Source organism: Streptomyces spiralis (assembly GCF_014654675.1).
Taxonomy (GTDB): Bacteria; Actinomycetota; Actinomycetes; order Streptomycetales; family Streptomycetaceae; genus Streptomyces; species Streptomyces spiralis.
In genome coordinates this window covers 99,975-126,885 of record NZ_BNBC01000029.1, presented here as the reverse complement: position 1 = coordinate 126,885, position 26,911 = coordinate 99,975, and the positions used below count along the sequence as shown (strand labels likewise).

19 protein-coding genes are annotated in these 26,911 nt (G+C 71.6%); 16 read left to right on the top strand and 3 right to left on the bottom strand.

Annotated features, from left to right (window positions below; genetic code table 11):
- Positions 1 to 391: 391 nt before the first annotated feature.
- The gene (gene nrdR, locus IE318_RS27195; protein ID WP_030171980.1) at positions 392 to 952 is read left to right on the top strand and encodes a transcriptional regulator NrdR; all 561 of its coding nucleotides are present in this window, start codon (positions 392 to 394) and stop codon (positions 950 to 952) included.
- 162 nt (positions 953 to 1,114) lie between these two features.
- Positions 1,115 to 4,003: a vitamin B12-dependent ribonucleotide reductase gene (locus IE318_RS27190; RefSeq protein ID WP_189904501.1), complete on the top strand. Its 2,889-nt coding sequence runs from the start codon at positions 1,115 to 1,117 to the stop codon at positions 4,001 to 4,003.
- A gap of 108 nt (positions 4,004 to 4,111) precedes the next feature.
- On the opposite strand, the gene IE318_RS27185 is transcribed toward IE318_RS27190, so the two are convergent.
- Positions 4,112 to 4,645, bottom strand: a complete 534-nt coding sequence (locus IE318_RS27185) for a TerD family protein (RefSeq protein ID WP_030171973.1) — start codon at positions 4,643 to 4,645, stop codon at positions 4,112 to 4,114.
- Positions 4,646 to 4,803: 158 nt separating this feature from the next.
- Between IE318_RS27185 and IE318_RS27180 the strand changes: the two genes are divergently transcribed.
- The 3 genes from IE318_RS27180 (at position 4,804) to IE318_RS27170 (ending at position 7,131) form a co-directional block, all read left to right on the top strand.
- On the top strand, positions 4,804 to 5,409 hold the full coding sequence (locus tag IE318_RS27180) for a YdbC family protein (RefSeq protein WP_189904499.1): 606 nt from the start codon (positions 4,804 to 4,806) through the stop codon (positions 5,407 to 5,409).
- Between the two features lie 141 nt (positions 5,410 to 5,550).
- Positions 5,551 to 6,210, top strand: a complete 660-nt coding sequence (locus tag IE318_RS27175; protein ID WP_189904497.1) for a histidine phosphatase family protein — start codon at positions 5,551 to 5,553, stop codon at positions 6,208 to 6,210.
- Positions 6,211 to 6,222: 12 nt separating this feature from the next.
- Positions 6,223 to 7,131 carry an ADP-ribosylglycohydrolase family protein gene (locus tag IE318_RS27170; RefSeq protein ID WP_189904495.1) on the top strand — a complete coding sequence of 303 codons (909 nt, stop codon included), beginning with the start codon at positions 6,223 to 6,225 and terminating at the stop codon, positions 7,129 to 7,131.
- 319 nt (positions 7,132 to 7,450) lie between these two features.
- Here the strand turns inward: IE318_RS27170 and IE318_RS27165 are convergent, their stop codons facing one another.
- The gene (locus IE318_RS27165; RefSeq protein ID WP_189904493.1) at positions 7,451 to 8,998 is read right to left on the bottom strand and encodes an MFS transporter; all 1,548 of its coding nucleotides are present in this window, start codon (positions 8,996 to 8,998) and stop codon (positions 7,451 to 7,453) included.
- 171 nt (positions 8,999 to 9,169) lie between these two features.
- On the opposite strand from IE318_RS27165, the gene IE318_RS27160 reads away from it, so the two are divergent.
- The 3 genes from IE318_RS27160 to IE318_RS27150 all read left to right on the top strand — a co-directional run bounded on the left by IE318_RS27160 (position 9,170) and on the right by IE318_RS27150 (position 11,276).
- Positions 9,170 to 9,793 (top strand): TetR/AcrR family transcriptional regulator, encoded by a 624-nt coding sequence (locus tag IE318_RS27160; RefSeq protein ID WP_030171958.1) that lies wholly within the window; start codon positions 9,170 to 9,172, stop codon positions 9,791 to 9,793.
- A gap of 83 nt (positions 9,794 to 9,876) precedes the next feature.
- Positions 9,877 to 10,578, top strand: coding sequence for a ribonuclease HII (rnhB, locus tag IE318_RS27155; protein ID WP_030171955.1), 702 nt, complete (start codon positions 9,877 to 9,879; stop codon positions 10,576 to 10,578).
- 68 nt (positions 10,579 to 10,646) lie between these two features.
- The gene (locus IE318_RS27150; RefSeq protein ID WP_189904491.1) at positions 10,647 to 11,276 is read left to right on the top strand and encodes a hypothetical protein; all 630 of its coding nucleotides are present in this window, start codon (positions 10,647 to 10,649) and stop codon (positions 11,274 to 11,276) included.
- 395 nt (positions 11,277 to 11,671) lie between these two features.
- Here the strand turns inward: IE318_RS27150 and IE318_RS27145 are convergent, their stop codons facing one another.
- On the bottom strand, positions 11,672 to 12,286 hold the full coding sequence (locus IE318_RS27145) for a hypothetical protein (RefSeq protein ID WP_030171949.1): 615 nt from the start codon (positions 12,284 to 12,286) through the stop codon (positions 11,672 to 11,674).
- Positions 12,287 to 12,671: 385 nt separating this feature from the next.
- On the opposite strand from IE318_RS27145, the gene IE318_RS27140 reads away from it, so the two are divergent.
- From IE318_RS27140 to IE318_RS27105, 8 genes are all read left to right on the top strand, one after another.
- A complete protein-coding gene (locus IE318_RS27140; protein WP_189904489.1) occupies positions 12,672 to 14,831 on the top strand; it encodes a RecQ family ATP-dependent DNA helicase in 2,160 nt (719 codons plus the stop codon).
- Positions 14,832 to 14,946: 115 nt separating this feature from the next.
- Entirely contained in the window at positions 14,947 to 16,659 is a 1,713-nt protein-coding gene (locus IE318_RS27135; RefSeq protein WP_189904487.1) for a DUF4192 family protein, read from the top strand.
- 389 nt (positions 16,660 to 17,048) lie between these two features.
- Positions 17,049 to 18,995, top strand: a complete 1,947-nt coding sequence (locus IE318_RS27130) for a glycogen debranching N-terminal domain-containing protein (RefSeq protein WP_189904511.1) — start codon at positions 17,049 to 17,051, stop codon at positions 18,993 to 18,995.
- Between the two features lie 131 nt (positions 18,996 to 19,126).
- Positions 19,127 to 19,885 carry an NUDIX hydrolase gene (locus IE318_RS27125; RefSeq protein WP_189904485.1) on the top strand — a complete coding sequence of 253 codons (759 nt, stop codon included), beginning with the start codon at positions 19,127 to 19,129 and terminating at the stop codon, positions 19,883 to 19,885.
- Positions 19,886 to 20,025: 140 nt separating this feature from the next.
- Complete coding sequence (locus IE318_RS27120; protein ID WP_373311284.1) at positions 20,026 to 22,710, top strand: ATP-binding cassette domain-containing protein; 2,685 nt, start codon at positions 20,026 to 20,028, stop codon at positions 22,708 to 22,710.
- Between the two features lie 162 nt (positions 22,711 to 22,872).
- Positions 22,873 to 23,760: a FadR/GntR family transcriptional regulator gene (locus IE318_RS27115; protein WP_189904481.1), complete on the top strand. Its 888-nt coding sequence runs from the start codon at positions 22,873 to 22,875 to the stop codon at positions 23,758 to 23,760.
- 494 nt (positions 23,761 to 24,254) lie between these two features.
- Positions 24,255 to 25,793 (top strand): RNA polymerase sigma factor, encoded by a 1,539-nt coding sequence (locus IE318_RS27110; RefSeq protein WP_189904479.1) that lies wholly within the window; start codon positions 24,255 to 24,257, stop codon positions 25,791 to 25,793.
- A gap of 122 nt (positions 25,794 to 25,915) precedes the next feature.
- A complete protein-coding gene (locus tag IE318_RS27105) occupies positions 25,916 to 26,776 on the top strand; it encodes a S1 family serine peptidase (RefSeq protein WP_189904477.1) in 861 nt (286 codons plus the stop codon).
- Positions 26,777 to 26,911 lie beyond the last annotated feature (135 nt).

Genomic DNA, 26,911 nt, shown 5'->3' with positions numbered 1-26,911 from the left:
ACCGAGCGCCGGTTCCCTTCTGCCCGGGAGTCCCACGCGTCCTCCCCGCGGCGCTCACGGTATCTCCCTAGGCCCGCCGGCGATACGGGTGTGCGTCGGCGTGTCCGGCGCCGAGCTGCCGGGGCGGGACTTCCGTGCGTCCGGCACGGCGGCGCGTACGCGCCGATCCGGGCCGTACGCGCGCGACACGCGTAGCGCGGCGCGCGACACGCGTGGCGAGCTGGGTCTTCGGGCGCGGCCCTACATCTAGTGGTTGGATGGCTACAGCGGCCCACAAGTTGTGGTCCCCGGGTCTTCGGGGTCCGGATCATCGCCTATGCTTGGGGCTGCTTCGCGGGGCCCATGGGGCCTGGCGAGGCTATCGAGTCTGCTGTGAGGAGGGTTGGAGTCCATGCACTGCCCCTTCTGCAGGCACCCCGACAGCCGCGTCGTCGACAGCCGTACGACGGACGACGGCACGTCCATCCGCAGGCGCCGCCAGTGCCCCGAGTGCTCCCGACGGTTCACGACCGTGGAGACGTGCTCGCTGATGGTGGTCAAGCGGTCCGGAGTCACCGAGCCGTTCAGTCGTACCAAGGTCATCAACGGCGTGCGCAAGGCGTGCCAGGGACGGCCTGTCACGGAGGACGCGCTCGCGCAGCTCGGCCAGCGGGTCGAGGAGGCGGTACGCGCGAGCGGATGCGCCGAGGTGGCCGCCCACGAAGTGGGACTGGCCATACTCGGTCCCTTGCAGGAGCTCGACCTCGTCGCCTATCTGCGGTTCGCGTCCGTGTACCGGGCGTTCGACTCGCTCGAGGACTTCGAGGCCGCCATCGCGGAACTCAGGGAAGCCACGCGACGCCCCGCCGCGGAGCAGGAGGACGGCGACGGCGCCGTCGCGGGGAGCCAGGAAGACGACCGCGGGCGCGGTGGGACGGCCGAGGTCCCCGTGCCCGCACGCGCCGCCGACTGATCGGCGGGCGGGTCCGGACCACTGGTCCGGGTCCGGCTCGGCGGCGGCGAGGAAGACGGCTGCGGGTGGCGGCGACGCAGGTGCCCGCAGCACCAGACAGAACACCGTGTCTCCGGAACATCGGGGCACTTCAGGGCGTTTTCGCCCGTACAGGGAGGCGGCATGACAGAGACGGCGAGCGGTCCGGCACGAGGTTCCCGAGCCAAGGGCTCCAAGGCGGGGAACAAGGGACTGCACATCGAGCGCATCCACACCACCCCGGGCGTGCACCCGTACGACGAGGTGGCCTGGGAGCGCCGTGACGTCGTCATGACCAACTGGCGCGACGGCTCGATCAACTTCGAGCAGCGTGGCGTCGAGTTCCCCGACTTCTGGTCGGTGAACGCGGTCAACATCGTCACCAGCAAGTACTTCCGCGGTGCCGTCGGCACCCCGCAGCGTGAGACCAGCCTGAAGCAGCTGATCGACCGCATCGTGAAGACGTACCGGAAGGCCGGCGAGGACAACAAGTACTTCGCCTCGCCCGCCGACGCCGAGATCTTCGAGCACGAGCTGGCCTACGCCCTCCTGCATCAGATCTTCAGCTTCAACAGCCCCGTCTGGTTCAACGTCGGCACGCCGCAGCCCCAGCAGGTCTCCGCCTGCTTCATCCTGTCCGTCGACGACTCCATGGAGTCGATCCTCGACTGGTACAAGGAAGAGGGCATGATCTTCAAGGGCGGCTCCGGCGCCGGCCTGAACCTCTCCCGCATCCGCTCCTCCAAGGAACTGCTCTCCTCCGGCGGCAACGCCTCCGGTCCCGTCTCCTTCATGCGTGGCGCCGACGCCTCCGCCGGCACCATCAAGTCCGGTGGTGCCACCCGCCGTGCCGCCAAGATGGTCATCCTCGACGTCGACCACCCCGACGTGGAGGACTTCATCGAGACCAAGGTCAAGGAGGAGGAGAAGATCCGCGCCCTGCGCGACGCGGGCTTCGACATGGACCTGGGCGGCGACGACATCACCTCCGTCCAGTACCAGAACGCCAACAACTCCGTCCGCGTGAACGACGAGTTCATGAAGGCGGTCGAGCAGGGCGGGAAGTTCGGCCTGCGTGCCCGCATGACCGGCGAGGTCATCGAGGAGATCGAGGCCAAGTCCCTCTTCCGCAAGATGGCCGAGGCCGCTTGGGCGTGCGCCGACCCGGGCATCCAGTACGACGACACGATCAACCACTGGCACACGTGCCCGGAGTCCGGCCGGATCAACGGCTCGAACCCCTGCAGCGAGTACATGCACCTGGACAACACGTCCTGCAACCTCGCCTCGCTGAACCTGATGAAGTTCCTGAAGGACGACGGCAAGGGCAACCAGTCCTTCGACGTCGAGCGCTTCTCCCAGGTCGTCGAGCTGGTCATCACCGCGATGGACATCTCCATCTGCTTCGCGGACTTCCCGACCCAGAAGATCGGCGAGAACACCCGCGCCTTCCGTCAGCTCGGCATCGGCTACGCCAACCTCGGTGCCCTGCTGATGGCGACCGGCCACGCCTACGACTCCGACGGCGGCCGCGCCCTCGCCGGTGCCATCACCTCCCTGATGACCGGCACCGCCTACAAGCGCTCCGCCGAGCTGGCCGCGGTCGTCGGGCCGTACGACGGCTACGCCCGCAACGCCCAGCCGCACCAGCGCGTCATGAAGCAGCACGCCGACGCCAACGCCCGGGCCGTCCGCATGGACGACCTGGACACCCCGGTGTGGGCCGCCGCCACGGAGGCCTGGCAGGACGTGGTGCGTCTCGGCGAGAAGAACGGTTTCCGTAACTCCCAGGCGTCCGTCCTCGCCCCCACCGGCACCATCGGCCTGGCCATGTCCTGCGACACCACCGGTGTCGAGCCCGACCTCGCCCTGGTCAAGTTCAAGAAGCTGGTCGGCGGCGGCTCGATGCAGATCGTCAACGGCACCGTGCCGCAGGCCCTGCGCCGCCTGGGCTACCAGGAGGAGCAGATCGAGGCGATCGTCGCCCACATCGCCGAGCACGGCAACGTGATCGACGCCCCCGGCCTCAAGCACGAGCACTACGAGGTGTTCGACTGCGCCATGGGTGAGCGGGCCATCTCCCCGATGGGCCACGTCCGCATGATGGCCGCCATCCAGCCGTGGATCTCCGGTGCCATCTCCAAGACGGTCAACATGCCGGAGTCGGCGACCGTCGAGGAGGTCGAGGAGATCTACTACGAGGCGTGGAAGCTCGGCGTCAAGGCGCTGGCGATCTACCGCGACAACTGCAAGGTCGGCCAGCCGCTGTCCGCCAAGACGAAGGACTCGGAGAAGAAGACCGAGGCCGTCGAGGAGCCGCAGGCCAAGGTCGAGAAGGTGGTCGAGTACCGCCCGGTCCGCAAGCGCCTTCCGAAGGGTCGTCCCGGCATCACCACGTCCTTCACCGTCGGCGGCGCCGAGGGCTACATGACCGCCAACTCCTACCCGGACGACGGTCTCGGCGAGGTCTTCCTGAAGATGTCCAAGCAGGGCTCGACCCTCGCGGGCATGATGGACGCCTTCTCCATCGCGGTCTCCGTCGGCCTCCAGTACGGCGTGCCCCTGGAGACGTACGTCTCGAAGTTCACCAACATGCGCTTCGAGCCGGCGGGCATGACCGACGACCCGGACGTGCGGATGGCGCAGTCGATCGTCGACTACATCTTCCGCCGCCTGGCGCTGGACTTCCTGCCCTTCGAGACGCGCTCCGCGCTCGGCATCCACTCCGCCGAGGAGCGCCAGCGTCACCTGGAGACCGGCTCCTACGAGCCGATCGACGAGGACGTCGACGTCGAGGGTCTGGCCCAGTCGGCGCCCCGGCAGACCGACCTGAAGGCCGTCGCCGCGCCGAGGCCCGAGGCCGAGGCGGCCAAGCCCGCCCCGAAGCAGGCGCACACCAGCGCCGAGCTGGTGGAGATGCAGCTGGGCATCCAGGCGGACGCCCCGCTGTGCTTCTCCTGCGGCACCAAGATGCAGCGGGCCGGCTCCTGCTACATCTGCGAGGGCTGCGGCTCGACCAGCGGCTGCAGCTGAGCCGGCTGATCTGACGGAAACGTCGTGAGGTAAGGGGCGTCGGCCACGGCCGACGCCCCTTACCCGTGCTCACCGTTACCGGCTGCGACCGCGGCGCACGTGTATCGGCTACGACGGACGCGCGCGGCCCATGTGGCGGGTGAACGTCGCCGGATCGTCCTCGAAGCCGTGGACGCCGGGGCGGAAGGCCCAGTCGCCGGACCCGTCCCGCGCGAACTCCGCGACGGTGGCCGCCGTCGCGCCCAGGACACCGCCGAAGTCGTCATCGGCGAGGACGGTGTACCCCTCACGGACGCGCAGCCCCGGATTCAGCACGTTCACGAACGTGCGGTGCGCGGTGCGCTGCTGGATCACGACACCCACCACCACGCGCGCGTACCGCTCGGCGAGCCGGTCGAGCTCCAGCGTCATGACCTCGTCCCAGCCGAAGCCCTGGCCGTCCCGGCTGTCCCGGTCGAGGTAGATCGTGCCGTCCGGTGAGCGGCTGTCGAAGTGGACCAGGTACGCCGGAGCGCCGTACGGGTCGCCGGCCTCATAGGTGGCGGCCACGAGGTCCAGGTCGGTGGGTGGCGCTCCCGCCGGACTCGGATCCCACCTGAGCGCGACCTCGACCTTGCGGATCCCCTTGCTGAGCCCGCTCACCGGACTCCCCCTTCCCGGTCCCCTTGCGCCCTTTCCTGCCTCAACTTCCGGCTCGTGGGCGCTCGTTGTCCATCGTGCCACGCGCGCGGGGCCGCCTGCGCGGGCGCTGTCCCCACGAGAGTGACCGACGCCACGCCCCTGGGCCTTACCATGGCGCGGTGCTGGTCAAGTGGATTCGCTGCACCGTGGTGGACCGCCGGGGCTTCGAGCGGGGGCAGCGGAAGTGGGCGGGGCTTCTGGGGGAGCCGGGGTTTCGGGGGCAGGGGGGTGGCTGGAGCCGGGGGCGGCAGGGGGTGGCACACATCTTCGCCTTCTGGGAGAGCCGTGCCTTCTACGACTCCTTCATGGCCCGCTCCCACGACCGCCTGGCAGCTGCCCAGGCCGGTACCTTCAAGGATGCCCAGGTCCGGCTGTTCGACCACCGGTTCGACGTGAAGACGGGGTTCCAACCGCGTTTCACGGACGCCGACCTGCTGCGGGTGGCGCTCTGCCGCGTCCACGAGGAGCGCGCCGAACACTTCACGCTGATGCAGGAGAAGGTCTGGAACCCGGCGATGGCCGGATCGCCCGGCATGATCCGCGGCCTGTTCGGGGAGGCGCCGGGCAACGAGTTCCTGGTGCTGTCGATGTGGCAGTCGTCCGCCGAACACGGCAAGTACCGCACGGAGCGTGTGGAACGCCTCGCACTGCGCGCCCAGACCGAGGCCGACATCGCGGCCCTCACGGGCGACATCGTGGACCTGGAACCCGCCTGGACCGTGTGATGCGCCGCGTGCCGTGCCGCACGGTGCCCTACCGGGGCGGCGTGTGCCGTGTGTGGCCCATGATGCACGTTACGTGTGACGTACGCCGTATGAGGGCCGCTGGAGTCTTCGATCGGCCCTCACCCGATCTAGTGTTTTGGCATGGCACGACCACGGCGCATCGTCCTTGTCCGGCACGGCGAGTCAACGGGCAATGTTGATGACACCGTGTACGAGCGCGAGCCCGACCACGCGCTTGCCCTGACCGAACGAGGCCGGCAGCAGGCCGAGCAGGCGGGCAAGGAGCTGCGCGAGCTGTTCGGACGGGAGCGGGTGAGCGTGTACGTCTCTCCCTACCGCCGCACGCACGAGACCCTCCGAGCCTTCCACCTCGATCCGGATCTCATACGGGTGCGGGAGGAGCCGCGACTGCGCGAGCAGGACTGGGGCAACTGGCAGGACCGCGACGACGTCCGTCTCCAGAAGGCATACCGGGACGCCTACGGTCACTTCTTCTACCGCTTCGCCCAGGGCGAGTCCGGGGCCGATGTGTACGACCGGGTGGGGAACTTCCTGGAGAGCCTCTTCCGCAGCTTCGAGGACCCCGGCCACCCGCCCAACGTGCTTCTGGTGACCCACGGCCTGGCGATGCGGCTCTTCTGCATGCGGTGGTTCCACTGGACCGTCGCCGAATTCGAGTCGCTGTCCAATCCGGGGAACGGCGAGATGCGGATGCTCGTTCTCGGGGACGACGGCAAGTACACCCTGGACCGTCCGTTCGAGCGCTGGCGGGATCCGGAGCCGTACGGGATCACTGGATAGAGTGGCTGAGCAATGACCTTCGACTCCTCTCCCGGCGGGCGCCTGGAGCGCGCCCTGGCCGGCCTGCGCGGACTCTCGGTGGGGGACGCGCTGGGCTCGCAGTTCTTCGTACCGGCGAACTATCCGCTGCTCAAGCGCCGCGAGCTGCCGTCCGGCCCGTGGCAGTGGACGGACGACACCGAGATGGCCTGCTCCGTGGTCGCCGTCCTGGCCGCACACCACCGCATCGACCAGGACGCCCTGGCCCTCTCCTTCGCCCGGCACCACGACTTCGACCGGGGATACGGTCCCGCGGTCAACCGCCTGCTGCGCCTCGTCCGGGAGGGCGGGGACTGGCGGGAGCTCGCTGCCGCACTCTTCAAGGGCCAGGGATCCTGGGGCAACGGCGCCGCGATGCGGATCGCCCCCCTGGGCGCCTGGTATGCGGACGACCCGGAGCAGGCCACTCATCAGGCGGAGATCTCGGCCTACCCCACCCATCAGCACCGCGAGGCCGTCGTGGGTGCCATGGCCGTCGCCGCGGCCGCCGCGCTGGCCGCCGCGGAGGGCGGGCCGCCGAGCGCGGACGCACTGCTCGACGGCGTCATCGCCCTCGTGCCGGCCAGGAGCGCCGTCGGCGCGGGCCTGCGCCGCGCCCGCGACATGCTCGACTACGGCGACGCGGCCACGGTCGCGGCCGTCCTCGGCTGCGGCCGGCGCACCACGGCCCACGACACGGTGCCCTTCGCGCTCTGGTCGGCCGCGCGGAGCCTCGGGGACTTCGAGGGCGCCTTCTGGACGACCGCCCAGGTCGGCGGGGACATGGACACCACCTGCTCCATCGTGGGCGGTGTGCTGGCCTCGGCGAAGGCGGGGGTGCCGCCGGCCGAGTGGGTGCGGCGCACGGAGTCGCTGCCCGACTGGGTGCCGGCATCGGACTGACCGATCCGGGAACTCTCCGTGTTCGCTGGGAACTCTGCGTGACCACTGCCCGTTGTACCGGCATCGGCTTTCGCGTCGCATGGACGTGCCGGTGCCGGTGGCAGCAGGGGAGGGGTGCGTGGGGGCGGTCATGTGGTGGTCGTGGGTTCTGGTCGTCGTGCCGCTCGTCGCGGCCGCCGTGGCCGGGTGGTGGCCGGTTTCTCCGTTCACCCCTTCCGGCTGCGGGTGGACGCGGCGCTCGGACCGGCCGGGTGGTCTCGGACATACCCCTGTGCCGTCCGGGGGTGAACGGTCCCGGCCAGTCCGCGCCGTCCTCCCGTCAGCCCATTCCGGGACCCGCCGTTCCGGCCAGCGCGGCCAGGTCGCTCTTGCGGACGCGTATGACCAGACCGGCGGTGATCAGCGCGAGCACGGCCATCGCCGCGGCCGGTACGAACGCGGTCGAGATGCCGTGGGCCAGGACGTCGTGGCCCCACGGAGCGGGCAGCTGATGGCTCTTGGCGAACGCGGCCTTCTGCTCCGCCGAAGCATCGGCGAGGAACTTCGGCAGCTGCTGCTTGGCCTCGTCCGTGCTGGCCGAGCCGAACACCGTGGTGAGGATGGACAGTCCGAGCGAACCGCCCACCTGCTGGGTCGCGTTGAGCAGGCCGGAGGCGGCGCCCGCCTCGTGCTGGGCGACCCCCGAGACAGCGGTGACCGTGACGGTCACGAAGTTCAGGCCCATGCCGGCGCCGAAGACGAGCATCGGCCCGAGCACCCCGCCGAGGTAGGAGCTGTCGGGGCTGATGAAGGTCAGCCAGACGAGCCCGACCACCGCCAACGACGTGCCGGTGAGCATGAACGGCTTGGGGCCGAGCACCGGAAGGAACCGTTGCGACAGACCCGCACCCACCGCGATGGCGGCAGTGACCGGAAGGAAGGCCAGCCCGGCCTTGATGGGGCTGTACCCGAGCACGTTCTGCACGAAGAGGACGATGTAGAAGAACATGCCGAACATCGCCGCGGCCAGACTGAGCATGATGACGTACGTGCCCGACCGGTTGCGGTCGGCGAACATCCTCAGCGGTGTGATCGGCTCCTTGGCACGCCGCTCGGTGAGCGCGAAGGCCAGCAGCAGGACCACGGCGGCGGCGAAGGATCCGACCGTCAGGCCGTCCCGCCAGCCGTCCTCCGACGCTCGGATGAAGCCGTAGACGAGGGCGGCCATGCCCGTCGTCGAGGTCAGCGCGCCCGCGATGTCGAAGCGACCCGGGTGCCGTTCGGACTCGGCGATGTACCGGGGCGTGAGCAGGGCGATCAGTACGCCGATGGGCACGTTGACGAACAGCACCCAACGCCAGTCCAGCCACTCGGTGAGCATGCCGCCGGCGAGCAGGCCGACGGCGCCGCCGCCGGCGGAGACGGCCGCGAAGACGCCGAAGGCCCGGTTCCGCTCAGGTCCTTCGGGGAACGTGGTCGTGATGAGCGCCAGCGAGGTCGGCGAGGCTATCGCGCCGCCCACGCCCTGCAGGGCCCGTGCCGCCAGCAACTGCCACGGCTCCTGGGCCAGTCCACCCAGCAGGGAGGCGAAGGTGAACAGCAGGATGCCGGTCATGAACACCCGCCGGCGTCCGAGGATGTCACCGGCTCGGGCGCCCAGGAGCAGCAGGCCGCCGAAGGTGAGTGTGTACGCGCTGACCACCCAGGTGAGGTCGGTCGTGCTGAACTGGAGCGCGTCTTGAATGTGCGGGAGTGCGATGTTCACAATCGTCGCGTCGAGTACCACCATGAGTTGGCAGGCCGCGATGACGGCGAGCGCGATGCCGGGGTGCCCCTCCCGGCGGGCCGCACCCGGTTTCTGGTCCTGAATCAACTGAGAGGTTGTCACTATGGGTCCCCCACAACGGGCTTAGTGAACGGAGCCGTTCACTACCGCGTCAACGGTAGTGAGTCCCCGCTAGAGAACGCAAGCGTTCACTTTGCGGCTTCGTCCTGCGGCGTGTCCCCTCGCCGCCCCGCCCCCCGAAAACCCCCGCTCACCGCTCGTTGGAGACGACAGATGGTTACCTCGCGCTGGACGGCCGCCCCCGCTCGGGCCGCCGGTCCTCGTCGGCGCGGCGCCGTGCTGGAGCGCGCGATCCTCGACGCCGCGCTGGAACAGCTCGGCACGGTCGGATGGAAAGGCCTCACCATGGAGGGCGTGGCCACCGGAGCCCAGACCGGGAAGGCCGCCGTCTACCGCCGCTGGCCGTCCAAGGAGGACCTCGTGGCGGACGCCCTTCAGGCCGGACTGCCGCGCGTCGAGGAGGCGCCGGACCTGGGAAGCGTGCGCGAGGACCTGCTGGCGCTCTGCCGGCTGGCTCGTGACGCCATGTTCTCGCGCTCCGGCTCGGCGCTTCGCGCAGTGATTCACGAATGCGACCCGGACCAGGCGGAACGCTTCCATGGAGTGATCTTCGACGGCGTCGTGGAGCCGACCATTCAGCTCCTCCGGGAAGTGATCACCCGTGGAATAGGGAGGGGTGAGGTGCGGCCCGACGCCGCGAACGGCTATGTCTTCGACGCCATCCCGGCCATGATGATGTACCGGTCGAAAATGTGCACGAGTGAATGGACCGACCAGGACCTCGAGGACATGATCGACCAGCTGATGGTCCCGCTGCTGCGTCCGACCGGACCCTGACCGCCGGGCCCCGCGGGTGGTGCGTCCGCGGGAGGAAACCGGGGTGTCGCGGCGGGATCCGGGCGGCGTAGGCTAAGGGCGCCATGCCGTACGAACCACCTACTCACACCGTCGAGCGCTCCCTCCGAGCCACGACCGGAGCGAAGGTCATTGCCGGTGTCGACGAGGTGGGGCGCGGCGCGTGGGCCGGGCCCGTCACCGTCTGCGCGGCGGTCACCGGACTGCGCCGGCCTCCCTTGGGCCTCACCGATTCCAAGCTGCTCACCATCAAGCGGCGCACCGAGCTCGACATGGAGCTGCGGAAGTGGGTCACGGCGTATGCCCTCGGGCATGCCTCGCCGGAGGAGATCGACGACCTGGGGATGACGGCCGCACTGCGGCTCGCGGCCGTGCGCGCCCTGGAGGGACTTCCCGTCCGTCCGGACGCGGTCATCCTCGACGGGAAGCACGACTACCTCGGCGCCCCCTGGATGGTTCGTACGGTCATCAAGGGTGACCAGTCGTGCGTGGCCGTGGCGGCGGCTTCGGTGATCGCCAAGGTTCACCGCGACAAAATGATGGCCGAACTGGGTATCGACCATGCAGACTTCGGGTTTGCGGCCAATGCCGGATACCCGTCGCCCGTGCACAGGGCCGCGCTGGAGGAGCGGGGACCCACCCCGTACCACCGGCTGTCGTGGGCGTATCTTGATGCGCTGCCCCGGTGGCGGCACCTCAAGAAGGCCCGTGCCTGGGCAGGTGGAGGCGTTCCGGAGATCGAGGGTCAGCTCGGCTTCGACTTCTGACGGTTCTGCTTGCCCCGATGGGCCACCCGCCCGCGTGAGCCGCACCAACGTTTGATAAATATCAGCCCATGCCTCTCATTCCCGAGGAGCCTCAGATTCACGAGAGTGCCCAGGGTCCCCGCGTCACTCCGGCCACCGGCCGCACCGCGCCGACCCCCCGTCCCGTACCAGGCCCCCGCCCCGCGGCCCCGCCGCGCCCCGGACGTCCCGGCCCCCTGCGGCCCGCGTCGCCGGTGCAACGTGCGCCGCGGGACGTGGCCGCGACCAAGCCCGGGCCCTCGGGTCCGGCTGCCCCCGCCGCCTCGGCGGCCCCGCAGATCCAGCTGATCCCGGCCTCGGCCGAGGGTGCGCTCGACGCGGCCGAGGAAGCGGTCGACCTGCTTCTCGAGTCGGGTCGTGCCCCCGGAGAGGTGCTGGTGATCACCACCGGTGACTCGCACCCCTGGGCCGCGCACGAGCTGTCCTTCGGTGAAGCGTCCTACTGGGCGCAGCACGACGCCGGCGACGACGTCTTCTACATGGACGCTGCCGTGGCCTCTCGTGCCGCCTCCCGTCCCGTGGTCGTGGTCGCCGTCAACGGCGGCACCGACGTCGCCGCTGCCACGGCCCTGCCTCTGGCACACTCCCGGGCCGGCGCGTTGTTGATCGTCTGTGGTGACCCCCAGAAGATCAACTCGGTGCTCGGCGCGGGCGTCTGAGTCGCCTCCGGCAGGTCCGGGTCGCCCGGCCTCCCGTCCGGGGCCGTGCACGGCGACAGCCGTCGCAGCGGGGTCACCGCGCGACGGCTGGTTCGGCGTGCCCGAAAGACGCGGCGGCCGGCTCTGTGCGGCGTGCCCGGACGCGAAAGGCCTGGGGCGGGGGCGGACGAGCGGAGCCGTGCCACTGGGGCGCTGCCCCGCATGCCTTGGCGCCGGCCCGTACGCCTTCATGCCGTCGGCGGCAGCGTCCGGCATCCTCGGCAGGCCCCGGTGAGCGTCGCTCGGGCTCGGGCACGGCTGCGGGGGCGTACGGCTCGAGCATCGCAGGTGTCGTACGGCTCGGATGCCGACGAGCAGCCCTGGAAACCCGGAGGCCGTCGGACCACCGCGTGTGTTCAGCGGGCTGCCACGCGGCGCAGCACTTCGGACGCGGCGCCCCCGGTGCGGGGCAGCGCGGGCGGCATCACGGTGCCGTCGAAGGGTTCGGGCGCGGAGCCGGCGTTCGGGCGGCGGCCGCCGCGGCCCTCGCCGAGCACCTGCCAGCCGTCCCGGGTCAGCGTGATGTACGCCCCGCAGCGCAGACCGTGCAGCGTGCAGGCGTCACGCAGGCCCCACATCCACGCGCCGTCCTCCTCCGTCCAACGCGCGTCGCCGTCGCGGCAGTAGAGCAGCACGGCGGTCCGCACCGGAGTGCGGCGCCGCAGGTCGTGCGGGATGACCCGACGCAACTGGGCGAGCAGCGCGTTGCGGAACATCCAGCCGTCGGCGGGCGCCGGACGGCGCACGAACGAGGCGCTCGCGCGCAGCCGCTCGTCCGGGTCGAGCACCGCGACGACGGCGGTGGCCGGCCCGGGGTGGTGCCGGGCGTGCAGTCCGCTGACGACCTCCCGCGGATTGCGCAGCAAAGGGATGCCCGCGGCGGCCCACTCCGCAGGCTCGAGCACGCGATGGGCGGAGGCGGCAGACGTCGACAACGATGCCGCCGATGAAGGAGCGAATCCGAAGGTCACGTTCCTCCCTTCGGCTACGCGCCCACGCACGGGCGGGGTCGGATTCGGGGGAGCGCACACCGCAGCAGAGCCCTACCGGACCACGGCCGAGCCGTGCGGGGAGCGGACTTCAATTCTTCCTGTCGAACTGGGATGCGGCAACGAGCAATTGGGGCCACCGACCGTTATCAGGTGACCCGTGTCTTATATCCCTACCCCGTGTGTCGTCGCGCGACGCCTGAGCAGCCGGTCCGACACGCTCGGTACGCGCCCGGTGCGCACTCGGCCCTGAACGGTGAGGACCTGCGACATCACCCCCCGGAACAGGCACCGACGGTGCCTTGTGAGCCGGTCGTCACGCGATGTGAAGTGGCCGATTGTCAGTGGCGTCGGGTTGCATGGGGGTATGGACGATCTGAAGCTCCGCGCCGAGGCCGACGCCATCCTCGCCGAACTGGTCGGTGACCCCGGGGCGTCGGCGCGGCTGCGGGAGGATCAGTGGCAGGCGGTGGCGGCTCTGGTGGAGGAGCGCCGCCGTGCTCTGGTGGTGCAGCGCACCGGCTGGGGCAAGTCCGCGGTGTACTTCGTCGCCACCGCACTGCTGCGCCGACGTGGATCCGGCCCCACGGTGATCGTCTCGCCGCTGCTGGCGTTGATGCGCAATCAGGTCGAGTCGGCGGCGCGGGCCGGTATCCGGGCGCGCACCATCAACTCGGCCAATCCGGAGGAATGGGACGCCATCCACGGGGAGGTCGAACGCGGCGAGACCGACGTCCTCCTCGTCAGCCCGGAACGCCTGAATTCGGTGGATTTTCGTGATCAACTGCTTCCCCGGCTCGCGGCCACCACCGGCCTGCTGGTGGTCGACGAGGCGCACTGCATCTCCGACTGGGGGCACGACTTCCGCCCCGACTACCGCCGGCTGCGGGCGATGCTGGCGGAGCTGCCGGCCGGTGTGCCGGTGCTGGCCACGACGGCGACGGCCAACGCGCGGGTCACCGCGGACGTGGCGGAGCAGTTGGGCACGGGTGCCGGTGAGGCCCTGGTGCTGCGCGGCCCACTGGACAGGGAGAGCCTGCGGCTCGGTGTGGTCCGGCTGCCGGACGCCGCGCACCGCCTGGCGTGGCTGGCCGAGCACCTGGACGAGCTGCCCGGCTCCGGGATCGTCTACGCGCTGACGGTGGCCGCGGCCGAGGAGGCCGCCGCCTTTCTGCGGCAGCGCGGCTTCCGGGTGGCCTCCTACACCGGGCGCACGGAGAACGCCGACCGGCTGCAGGCCGAGGCCGACCTGCTGGAGAACCGGGTCAAGGCGCTGGTCGCCACGTCGGCGCTCGGGATGGGCTTCGACAAGCCGGACCTGGGTTTCGTGGTGCACCTGGGCTCACCGTCCTCGCCGATCGCCTACTACCAGCAGGTCGGCCGCGCGGGTCGCGGTGTCGAGCACGCGGATGTACTGCTGCTGCCGGGCAAGGAGGACGAGGCCATCTGGCGCTACTTCGCCGATACAGCCTTCCCGCCAGAGTCGCAGGTCCGCCAGACCCTCTCGGCCCTCGCCGACGCGGGACGACCGCTGTCCGTGCCGGCTCTGGAGGCCCTCGTCGATCTCCGGCGCACCCGTCTGGAGGCCATGCTCAAGGTGCTCGACGTGGACGGTGCCGTGAAGCGGGTGAAGGGCGGGTGGATCTCCACCGGCGAACCATGGGTCTACGACTCCGAGCGGTACGCCCGGGTGGCGCGCCAGAGGGCGGCCGAGCGGCAGGCCATGCGCGACTACGCGAGCACGACCGGGTGCCGGATGGAGTTCCTGCGGCGGCAGCTGGACGACGAGGGGGCCGCCCCGTGCGGCCGTTGCGACAACTGCGCGGGGGCCTGGACCGATTCCTCCGTCTCGCCGGAGGCCCTGGCGGGGGCGGCGAAGGAACTGGATCGCCCGGGAGTGGAGATCGAGCCGCGCAGGATGTGGCCGACGGGTATGACCGCACTGGGCATCGACCTCAAGGGGCGCATCCCAGCCGGTGAGCAGTGCTCCACGGGGCGTGCCCTGGGGCGGCTCTCGGACATCGGCTGGGGCAACCGGCTGCGCCCGCTGCTGGCCGAGGGTGCGCCCGACGGCCCGGTCCCCGACGACGTGCTGCGGGCCGCCGTGGCGGTCCTCGCCGACTGGGCGCGCTCTCCGGGCGGCTGGGCGCCCGGCGTCCCGGACGCCTCGGCGCGGCCGGTAGGAGTCGTCGCTGTGCCGTCCCTGACCCGGCCGCACCTGGTCGGTTCCCTCGCCCAGGGCATCGCGTCCATCGGCCGCCTGCCCTTCCTGGGCGCCCTGGCGTACACCGCACCGAGCGGTGCGCACGCGGCACACCGCAGCAACTCCGCCCAACGCCTCAGGGCGCTGTCCGGCGCCTTCACCGTTCCTCAGGAGCTGGCTGCCGCCCTGGCCGGCTCGCCCGGTCCCGTCCTGCTCGTGGACGACTACACCGACTCCGGCTGGACCCTCGCCGTCACCGCTCGTCTCCTTCGTCGGGCGGGCAGTGAAGGCGTTCTTCCGTTGGTGCTTGCCGCGACTGCCTGAGCTTGCCCCGTTGGATGGGTTTCCTGGCGTGATGGGCCGAGTCGTTTGATGTGTCCCTGATGGGAGTTATCCACAGGCTCAAGCGGAGATCGGAGTTCCGCGAGATCGTCGACGCATGACGAATCACAGCGAAACGACCGGACCCTTCGGCAACGGCGACGTCTCCTACGGTGGACCCGGCTCCTACGAAGGACCCGGCCCCGAACACCAGGTCACCCTGCGCACCCCGGCCGAACTCGCGGACGCCCTGCCGTATCTGCTCGGGTACCGACCCGAGGACAGCATCGTGCTGGTCGCGCTGCACGACCAGGGCGGACGCGGCCGGTTCGGCGGCCGTGCCAGGCTGGGCATCCCTCCCCACACCGACGACTGGCCGTCGGCGGCCCGCCAGCTGGCACAGGGCCTGATCACGGGAGGCGAGCGCCGGGGCGTCAAGCCCGAACAGATGGTCGTGTTTCTGTGCCAGGAGCCCTCGGCGGGGGAGTCGGGGCGAGAGGTCATGGAGCGGCTGCGGCCGCTGGCCCAGAAGCTGCGCACGGAGTGCGGCCGCCTCGACGTTCCGGTGATCGAGGCGCTGTGCATCTCCGGCGGCCGCTTCTGGTCCTACTGCTGCCCGAACGACAGGTGCTGTCCCGACGAGGGACTGCCCATGGGGCTGCCCGGCACCTCCGTGCTGGCCGCCGCGGCGGCCTACGCCGGAATCCAGGTGCGGGGCAGCCTGCGGGAGTTGCGTGCCAGGCTGCTCCCCTGGGAGACCTCCGCCGCCCGGAGCCAGGAGATCGCGCTGGACGCCGCCGGCATGGCCCTGGTGCCCAAGATCCTCGACGAGGCCAGCCGCACTGCCGTGGCCGAGAAGACCCTGGGGCTCGCCGAGCGCGTGATGCGGCGGTTCGCCGAGGCACCCGCCGCCTCCGGGGCCGATGCCGCCGACCTCCGTGACGACCGACTGCTCCAGGACGAGGAAGCCGCCACGCTGATCCTCGGCCTGCAGGACCGCACCACGCGCGACCGTGCGGCCGAGTGGATGGAAGGTGACGAGGCGGGCCCGGCACTGCGGCTGTGGCGAGCCCTGGCCCGCCGCTGCGTCGGCCCGTACGGCGAGCACGCCGCTGCGCCGCTGACCCTCGCGGGTTGGGTGGCCTGGTCCGTCGGTGACGGCATCGAGGCCAGGGAGGCCCTGGCCATGGCGCTGGGCGCGGACCCCGACTACCTCTTCGCCCGCCTTCTGCACCAGGCCTGCAACGAGGGCCTGGACCCGGAATCGGTCCGCCGCTGCCTGCGCGCGGAGCGCGAGGCGCGGGCGCGGTCCGCTTCCGGAGACGCTGGCACCGGGAGCCCGCGGCAGAACACGGGACAGACGGACGACGGGGGAGACCGCGACCTGGGAGACAGTACGGAAAGGGCCGTCGCGCGAGGTCTCGACGGCAGGAACGGTGCAGCGACGGAAGACCCGGCGGACGCCGGCAACGGTGCAGCGACGGAAGACCTGGCGGAGGTCGGCGCGGGGGAGCACGGGCGCAGTACCGAAGCCGTCGCCGAGCCCGTGGCCCGGCCTACCGCGACCGGCGCCGGAGGCAGTTGTCCCTCGATGCCGGACGCGTCGTCCTCCCGGCCGCCTCGGTCCCGCGCCGAGGGATCGGGCCCAGCCTGCGCGGGTTCTGATGCGACGCGCCCGGCGACGGCCCGGACCGGCAGCGCACACCCCGGCTCGTCCAGGGAGCCGGGCCGCGTCCGCCCGCGCGGCACGGCGAGGAGCGGCACCCGCCGCCGAGGCGTCTGCCGCACGGTTGCGGACCCACGGTGCGAGATCCGTCGGCACGACACATGAGCAGGGCCGGGCGAGCGGCCCACGGCATCCGACCAGCCGCCGTTCGGTCGTCTTCCCCGGCCATGGGCGTGACCCGGACGAGGCGTGGTCCGTTCACCTGAGTGGCGGAGCGCTTGATCAGCACACTCCGCCGTCTCGTCCCTCGCCCCTCCGGAGCCCAAGCCCGGCACGGAACACGTCCCACGCCCACAGAGCGCAACAGGAAGCCGCCCATGCACCAGCCGACTCCGCACCGCACCGCCGGCGACGCCGCGGTTCTCGGCGACCCCGTACCGACCGCCAGGGAGGGGGACGGCCCTCCGTGGCCCCGGACCGACAGCGGCGAACGGCGTCCGCCGCCGACGTACCGACGGACCGGGTCGGCGTCGCCGTCGGCTCGGCGCCGTTCCATGGACCTGCCCTCCACCCACGACGCCATGATCTGCGTAGCCCTGCCCGGGCTGGTGATCTCCACCGCGCGGGGGCAGCTGAGCGGCCGCGGCCTGGAGGGGTTCTACCGTGCGGGCCGACGCCTGCTCTCCCGCTGCCAGGTGCGGGTCGCCGGGCGCGAGCCGCTGATCGTCCAGGCCCAGATGACCGCGGCCGATCGTGCCCGCTTCGTCGGCACCCTGCGTGCGTCCCCCGGCACCGGCCCGGACCCGGACGTGGTCGTGGAACGCACGCGTGACGCGGAGGGCGCGGAACGGATCACGCTGCGCAGCGCCTCTCCCCGGCCGCTGCGTCTGCCCCTCGAGGTGGCCCTCGGCACGGACCTGGCGGAACTGGGCGAGATCGCCTCCGGCCACGCGGGCGGTGAACTCCCCGCGAGCGTCCGCGGCTCGGGCCTGCGCTGGTCCCGCGCCGGCGCGAGCGCCTCCGTCACCGCCGACCCGCCCCCCGCGGATGCGCTGGCGGCCGCGGGGCTGCTGCGCTGGGAGCTCGAACTGGCCCCCGGCGCCACGGTGAGCGTGGAACTGCGCGTACGTCAGGACGGTGCGGGACCCGTCCGTGCGGCCGGCCGCACGGCGACGAGCCCCCTCGCCACCGCACGGGCCACCGGCGACGCCCCGGGAGTGGCGGAACTGCTGCACACCAGCATCGACGACCTCCAGGCCCTGCTGCTGCGCGATACGATGCACCCCTCCGACCTGCACCTGGCGGCGGGGGCGCCCTGGCGGTGCGGCCTCGCGCCGGCCGAGGCGCTCGTGGCAGCCCGCATGGTGCTGCCCCTCGGCACCCGGCTGGCGGCCGGCACGCTCCGTACCCTCGCCCGTACCCAACGCACGGACGCCGGCCCGCAGTACGGCATGATTCCCGGGCCCCGGCGGGACGCCGGCCCACACCTTCCACCCGGCTGCACCGGGACGGAGGCCACCCTGCTCTTCCCGGCCCTCCTCGCCGAAGCCCGCCGCTGGGGACTCGCCGAGCGGGAGACGGAGGGCCTGCTGCCCGCGGCTGAGCGCTGCTTGACCTGGCTGAGCACGGCCGTGGGCGACGGCACGTACCTGTGCGACCCGCTGCCCGGCCGACCGGTCCGCTGCGAGACCCAGGCGCACGCTCACCGCGCGGCCGTGCTCGGGGCCGATCTGCTCGACGCCTTCGGCCGGCCCGGCGCCACGGAGCTGCGGCAGTGGGCGCAGCAGTTGCGGACCGCGTTCAGGGAGGACTTCTGGATCGAGGACCGCGGCGGTGGCAGACCGGCCGCCGGCCGCGCACCCGACGGCCGCCTGCTGCCGCACCTCGACGCGGCCGCCGTCCACCTCTTGGACACGGGCCTGGTGGGCGGGGGCGAGCCGGCGCCCGGGCTGCTCGACAAGGTGCAGACCGAACAGCTCGCCCGCCTGCTCGGCTCACCGGCCATGGATTCGGGCTGGGGCCTGCGCGGGCTCGCCGTGAAGGAGCCGGGATACAACCCCTTCGGTCACCGCTCCGGAGCGGTACGGGTGGCGGAGACGGCCGTCGCCGTCGCCGGACTGGCCGCCGCGGGCTACGAGAAGGAGGCCGGTTCGCTGCTGCGCGGCGTCCTGGCCGCGGCCGAGGCCTTCGGTCACCGGCTGCCCGAGATGTTCGCCGGGGAGCAGCGCATCGACGGCAGCGGCCCCGTGCTCCACCCCGCCGCCTGTCGCCCCTCGGCCACGGCAGCGGCCGCCGTCGTTCTGCTGCTGACCACGCTCGCGGGCATCCGCCCCGACGCCCCGGCCCGGACGGTCACGCTCCGCCCGGTGCGCACCGCACCCCTCGGCGAGATCGGATTCACGGGACTGCGGGTCGCCGGGGCCCCCTTCTCCGTACGGGTCAGCAGACTCGGACTCGCCCTGGTCGAGGAGGCGGCCGACGGGCTGCAACTGGGAGTGTGACCTCGTACGACGCGGCAGCGGACGGAGTCGGGAGGCGGACCGTGAGTCGTACGGCGGAGCACAGGGGACCAGTCATCGATGCGGCCGACGAAGGGAGTGTTTATCGTCAGGCAGACGACTATGATCGCCGCATGCCCTACGACCCGTCAGCCTTTCCGCCCTTCGCCGTCACCGTGGACCTGGTCGTGCTGACCGTGCGCCGCCATGCCCTGTGCGCGCTGGCGGTGCGCAGGGGAGAGCCCCCGTTCCAGGGAAGCTGGGCACTCCCCGGCGGCTTCGTGCGGGCGGACGAGGACCTGGCGCAGGCAGCGGCGCGTGAGCTGGCCGAGGAGGCCGGACTGCAGGTGCACGACCCGTCCGCTCCCGTCCAGGACCATGGCGCTCACCTGGAGCAGCTCGCGACCTACGGTGACCCGAAGCGCGATCCGCGCATGCGCGTCGTCAGCGTCGCCCATCTCGCCCTTGCCCCCGACCTGCCCGCGCCCCGGGCGGGGGGCGACGCCAGCAACGCCCGGTGGGCGCCCGTGGAAGAGCTGCTGCAGCCGAGTGCCTACGACCGCGACGGCGAGGCGTTGGCCCCGCTCGCGTTCGATCACGCCCAGATCCTCGCCGACGGAGTGGAGCGCGCCCGCTCCAAGATCGAGTACTCGTCGCTGGCGACCGCGTTCTGCCCACCCGAGTTCACCGTCGGGGAACTGCGCCGTGTCTACGAGGCGGTGTGGGGTGTGGCGCTCGACCCGCGGAACTTCCACCGCAAGGTCACCGGAACCCCGGGCTTCCTGGTGCCCACCGGGGGCACGACCACCCGCCAGGGCGGCCGGCCGGCCCAGCTCTTCCGGGCGGGCGGGGCCACCCTGCTCAACCCGCCGATGCTGCGCCCCGAGGTCTGACCTTCCGCGCACCCGTGTGCCGCTCCATCGACCGGTTCTTCTTGCGAAGGGCGAACACCAGGTCGGGTGAGGGTGGCGACGATGTCGAACGCGCCCCGCGATACCCGAAAAAACGGACATAACGCGCTATCTTGCTGCGGGTGATCCAGGCCTTCGGACTGACCAGCGACTCCCGTAAGGACCTTCCGCCCGCCGTCGACGACGTGACCTTCGAAGCGCACGCGGGGCGAGTCACCGCGCTCCTCGGAACGCCCGGCGCGGGCAAGACGACGACGCTCAGACTCATGCTCGAACTCCAACAGGGCCGAGGCATCACCTACTTCAGGGGCCGTCCCCTGCACCGCATCTCCCACCCGTCGCGCGAGGTCGGTGTCCTCCTGGGCGACGTCCCCGGACACCCGTCCCGCACGGTCCGCGGTCATCTGCGCATGCTGTGCGCGGCCTCGGGCCTTCCGGCCCGGCGCGCCGACGAAGTCCTCGAGGTCGTCGGGCTGGTCAGCTTCCGGGAGGAGCGCCTGGGCACTCTGTCCCGCGGTATGGACCGCCGCCTGGGCCTGGCCTGCGTCCTGCTGTCCGATCCGCACACGCTGGTCCTCGACAACCCGGCCGACGGACTCTCCCCCCGGGAAAGCCGCTGGCTGCACGGCATGCTGCGGGCTCACGCGACCCAGGGTGGCACCGTCCTCTTCACCACCGCAGACTCCAAGGAGGCGGCCCGGACGGCCGACCGCGTCGTCACGCTCGATCGCGGCACCGTCGTCGCCGACCAGGAGGTCGCGGACTTCGCCCGCAACCGGCTCCGCCCCCGTGTCGCGGTCCGCAGCCCGCACGCCACCCGCCTCGCGGCCCTTCTGGCGAAGGAGGCCCGCACCGCCCACCGCTCCGTCGAGGTCGTGCGCGAGGAGGGCAACCGTCTGTGCGTCTACGGCAGCACGTGTGCCGATGTCGGCGAGATCGCGTTCCGCCACGGCATCCCCGTTCACCAACTCGCCGACGAAGTGGGCGACATGGGCCCGGGGGCCGGAGCCGGAGCGGGAGCGGGAGCAGGGCCGGGTACCGGTGTCGGCATCAGTGGCGCGCAGTCCGTCGTGGTGCGGGCCGCCAAGGGGGTACGGGCGGCGGCCGCCGCCCCCGCCGCAGGCGTCTCATCCGGCCCCGACGCCGGATCCTCCACCACAGGTGATGAGGAGACGTTCGCCGCCGGGCTCTCGGAGGGTGGGACGGTGCCCGAGCGGCGGGAAGCGGGATCGGCCGACCGAGCGGCCGAGAAGGCGTTCGTCACCACCTCCGAGGCGGCCTCGGTCACCACGCGCAGCGGCGCAGCCTCCGGTACGGCACACACCGACCACGCAGCCCACGACCACGCACCCTCCGACCAGACGCCCTCCGCCCAGGCGCCCCCGGCGGCGCGGGCCGGCAGTACCCCCGGGCAGACCCCCCTCGACGACCGGGGCCGGGGTGTGGGCACTGACGCCCGGGCCCCGGCGGCCGGGACACACCCCGATGCCTTCGCCGCCGGCATTCACCCCGAGGCAGCCTCCGCCGCAGCCCGTCCAGAGGCGTCGGCCACCACGAGCACGGACATCCCGGCCACGACGAACAGCCACGACACCAACTCCGCCGCCACCCGCCGCGACCCTCCGCTCCAGGTCCCGCACTCTCCGGAGGTGCCCGTCCCCGCCGAGGCCGAGGACGCACTCGCTCCCGCGGCGGCCTCGGCCGCCCCCGCGCGCGCGGAGTCCCCCGAGGCGCTCCCCTCCGCCGCATCAGATTCCTCAGCCGCGTCACACTCCTCTTCGTCGAAGTCCTCGAAGTCCCCGAATCCACGGTCCTCACCCCCGCAGCGCTCCACCCCCGGCCGCACGGGTCCCCACCCTGCGGGCTCTCGGCGCGGCACCACGCGCGCCACCACCGCCGGCCGGTCCTCGAGTGCCCAGTCGACGGTCGGCCACCAGTCGGCCGCGCAGCCCTCGATCCCCACCCCACGTCCACGTCCGGCGGAGGCCGTCACGCTCGGTACCTCCTCCCCGCTCCCTCCGCCGATCTCCGTCCGACTCGGGCCCAGCCCTCTGCGCCCCCTGCGCTATGAGCTGCGCCGTGCCTCGGGCGTCGGCACGGGGTTCGTCACCGTCGGCGCCGTCCTCGTCGTCTCCGTCCTCACGGCCCTGATCATGGGACGGCTCGGCCACACCCCTCAGCCACGGCTGCTGGCGGCGTGGCCGCAGCAGTTCCCCCTGCCGCCCGCGGCGCTGGGCGCCGGGCTGCTCGGCGCGTTCTCCTTCGGTGACGAGTTCCGCCACCCGGCGCTGGCCGCGGACCGCGGCACCGTGCCCCGCCGTCTCGGGCTGCTCGCCGCCAAGCTCCTCGTGGCCGGCGCCACCGCGCTTCTGCTCGCCTTCCTCACGATCGGCTGCGACGCCGAGGTGCTCTACATCGTCTACGGACGGGAGCTCACCCAGGTTCCCGGCGACTGGCTCTGGCTCGGCGCGAGTTGGATCGGCCTCATGGTGGGCTGCGCCTGGGCCGGCGTACTGGCCGCGGGACTGTTCCGCTCCACCACCGCCGGGCTCGCGGCGGTCCTCGCCGTACCGGTCGTCGTCGTACCCGTCGTGCAGAAGGTCCTGGGCGGGGCGGCCGGGGACGCGGCGGGTCTGCCCACGAGGCTGCACCGGACGTTCCTGCTGGAGTGGCCCTTCGGGGGAGACCGCTATCTGGCCGCCGCGGCTCGCGTGATCGCGCAACCTGTGGGCAGTGCGCTCGCGTTGTCCCTGGCCGCGCTGCTGGGCGGGTATCTGGTGCTGACCCTGCGAAGCAGGGTCAGATGACAACCGTTCGCGCTCTTTCGGTCGCGCATTGTGTGCAACTCCCCACGGAAAGCACATTTCTTTCCGATAAGGCGTCAATTGCGACGGAGTGAGCGATCACCCTTTCGTGTGCTTTTCACCAAAGACCTCAAGGGAGTTGGAAGCGACGCCGACAAAGGATCCGTGAGTACCCTTGCGCACACCATGATGACCGCCGCCCGCAACTCAGACTCCGGTCTGGCCGGCCCGGGCGGACTCGACCGCTACCCGTACGCGGAGGCACCTGTCCCCGACCGCGTCGCAAGCCCCGCCTGGGAGGGGGCGGACCCGGAGCTGGGGCGCGTGGGCCGGCGCGCCGCGGGCAGCCGAGGCCGCGGACTGCACGGCCAACTCGTTCAGCAGCTGGGTCAGATGATCGTCTCCGGAGACCTCGGCGCCGACCGCCCGCTGGTGCCCGAGGAGATCGGCCAGCGCTTCGAGGTGTCCCGCACCGTCGTCCGCGAGTCGCTCCGTGTCCTGGAGGCAAAGGGCCTGGTCAGCGCCCGGCCGAACGTCGGCACACGCGTGCGCCCGGTCAGCGACTGGAATCTCCTCGACCCGGACATCATCGAGTGGCGGGCCTTCGGGCCACAGCGCGACGACCAGCGCCGTGAGCTGAGCGAGCTGCGGTGGACGATCGAACCGCTCGCCGCGCGGCTCGCCGCCGGGCACGGGCGCGAGGACGTCCAGCAGCGCCTCTCCGACATGGTCGAGATCATGGGGCACGCCCTGGGGCAGGGCGACGCGCTCACCTTCTCCCGCGCGGACGCCGAGTTCCACAACTTGCTGATCCAGATCGCAGGCAACCGGATGCTGGAGCACCTCTCCGGGATCGTCTCGGCCGCTCTTCAGGTCTCCGGCGGCCCCGTCACGGGCTGTGATCGGCCGAACGAGACATCCCTGGCACAGCACAGCCGGATCGTGGACGCGCTGGCGGCCGGCGACGGGGCGGCGGCCGAGGCCGCCATGCGCCAGTTGCTCACGGTGCATCCCGAGATCGAGCGGGTGGTACCCGCTCCGCGCGAGCACTGAGCGACCAGCGCTGCCCCGGGCGCGGACGGCATGGCAGGCTCTGCCGTCCTCCCGCGGTCTCACCCGGCCGGTGAGTGAGCGGCCTCTCGCAGGACCCCGCCGGATCCTCCGCGCACTCGGCGGGGTCCGCGCATGAGGAGCGGGCGAGGCCCTGAGAGGTCCGGCGGGCGGGGCCTGGGCCCGGAGGGGGCCTGAGAGGGCCCGCCGGAGCGGCCTGTCGGTGACGACTGGTGAACTTTTATGCCCGGTTATGACAACTTTTGAGCGCTTACGGGGTGTGACTCGGGCCACGCGGAATGGGCGTAACGCTCATGGGAACAACGCGATGACCTAAGAGGTGACAGCCGCGGAGGGAATACGGACGCCGTTCACGGCGCTGTGCATCTTCCCCGGCCCCCGCCCGCGCCGTCGGCCCAATCCCCAGGCCGGTGGTCGGCTCCTGTCCACTGTGGACGGGGCCGGAAGCCGTTTTCCAACGTTCCGAGAGGTTGTTCGTGTCGGCCAGCACATCCCGTACGCTCCCGCCGGAGATCGCCGAGTCCGTCTCTGTCATGGCGCTCATTGAGCGGGGAAAGGCTGAGGGGCAGATCGCCGGCGACGATGTGCGTCGGGCCTTCGAAGCTGACCAGATTCCGGCCACTCAGTGGAAGAACGTACTGCGCAGCCTCAACCAGATCCTCGAGGAAGAGGGTGTGACGCTGATGGTCAGTGCCGCGGAGCCCAACAAGCGCACCCGAAAGAGCGTCGCAGCGAAGAGTCCGGCCAAGCGCACCGCCACCAAGACGGTCGCGGCCAAGACGGTGACCGCCAGTAAGGCCACCGCCACCGCCACCCCGGCGGCGCCTGCCGTCGACTCGCCCGTCGAGGACGACGCTCCCAAGAAGGCCGCCGCCAAGAAGGCGACCGCCGCGAAGAAGACGGTGGCGAAGAAGACGACCGCCGCCGCGAAGAAGACGGCGGCCAAGAAGACCGCCGGCAAGAAGGACGACGTCGAGCTTCTCGAGGACGAGGTGCTCGAGGACCCCAAGGGCGCGGAGGAGCCGGAGGGCGCCGAGAGCGCCGGGTTCGTGCTCTCCGACGAGGACGAGGACGACGCCCCCGCCCAGCAGGTCGCCGCGGCCGGCGCCACCGCCGACCCGGTCAAGGACTACCTCAAGCAGATCGGCAAGGTCCCCCTGCTCAACGCCGAGCAGGAGGTCGAGCTGGCCAAGCGCATCGAGGCGGGTCTCTTCGCCGAGGACAAGCTGGCCAACTCCGACAAGCTCGCCCCCAAGCTCAAGCGTGAGCTGGAGATCATCGCCGAGGACGGCCGTCGCGCCAAGAACCACCTCCTGGAGGCCAACCTCCGTCTGGTGGTCTCGCTGGCCAAGCGGTACACCGGCCGCGGCATGCTCTTCCTGGACCTCATCCAGGAGGGCAACCTCGGTCTGATCCGCGCGGTCGAGAAGTTCGACTACACCAAGGGCTACAAGTTCTCCACGTACGCCACCTGGTGGATCCGGCAGGCGATCACCCGAGCGATGGCCGACCAGGCCCGCACCATCCGTATCCCGGTGCACATGGTCGAGGTCATCAACAAGCTCGCGCGCGTGCAGCGCCAGATGCTCCAGGACCTGGGCCGCGAGCCCACCCCGGAGGAGCTGGCCAAGGAGCTCGACATGACCCCGGAGAAGGTCATCGAGGTCCAGAAGTACGGCCGTGAGCCCATCTCGCTGCACACCCCGCTGGGTGAGGACGGCGACAGCGAGTTCGGTGACCTCATCGAGGACTCCGAGGCCGTCGTCCCCGCCGACGCCGTCAGCTTCACGCTCCTGCAGGAGCAGCTGCACTCCGTGCTGGACACCCTGTCCGAGCGCGAGGCCGGCGTCGTCTCCATGCGCTTCGGCCTCACCGACGGTCAGCCGAAGACCCTGGACGAGATCGGCAAGGTGTACGGCGTGACGCGTGAGCGGATCCGCCAGATCGAGTCCAAGACCATGTCGAAGCTGCGTCACCCGTCGCGTTCGCAGGTCCTGCGCGACTACCTCGACTAGGTCACGGCCCCAGGTCACCGAAGGCCCGGCCCCCCGTCGGGGGGCCGGGCCTTCGTGCTGCGGCTCGCGGCGGTCTGCCCGACTCTGGGTGTTCAACGACCACCCCAGAGTGAGGAGTGCGTATGCGACGCCGTATTGCCCGGGCGCTGGCCCGGCCGCTCGTCCTTGCGGCGGCGGGGGCCGCGATACCGCTGGTGAACGCGGTCCCGGCGGTCGCCGACAGCGTTGTCATCGGTGGCTTTCCCGTCGATGTGTCGCACAGCCCGTGGACCGTGGCGCTCTCCAGCCGTGACCGGTTCGGGGGTACGCGCGCGGGGCAGTTCTGCGGGGGTGTGGCCGTCAGTCGAACCGCCGTGCTCACCGCGGCCCACTGTCTCGGCGGGGACGTGGTGGGCGCGCCACCGACACGGGACCTGAAGATCATCACGGGCCGTACCGATCTGCTCTCCGGTGGGGGCAAGGAGATCCGGGTGCGGGCCATCTGGGTCAATCCGCGGTACGACAGGGCCACCAACGCGGGCGACTTCGCCGTGCTCACCCTCACCGAGCCGCTGCCGCGGAGCGCCGTCATTCCCATGGCGGGCCCGGGTGACCCGGCGTACACGCCGGGCACGAGCGCAGTGGTCTACGGCTGGGGTGACACCACCGGTGCCGCTGCCTACGCCCACAGCCTCCACGCGGCACGGGTGCACGTCCTGTCCGACGCCCAGTGCGAGCGGGCCTATCCGGGCAGTGCCGAGGGCACGTACAAGCCCGGGACGATGCTGTGCGCGGGCGAGGCCAGAGGGGGCCGGGACGCCTGTCAGGGCGACAGCGGGGGTCCGCTGGTCGCCAAGGGCCGGCTGATCGGGCTGGTGTCGTGGGGGAGTGGCTGTGGACGAGCGGGGAGCCCGGGTGTCTACACGCGGGTGTCCGACGTCGTACGGACGCTCGCACGGGCGGGCGGCTCCCGGGCGCCGCACCAGGGGGACGGTGAGGCCTGACCGGGATCACCGGGCATGACCATGGTGCGGGATCGACGGTCATGAGCTGTGGACCGGGAACCCCGGCCATGAGCCGTGGACCAGGAGCTCCGGTCATGAGGCCGTGAAAACGGGCGGCCGCTCCCCTGTGTCGGG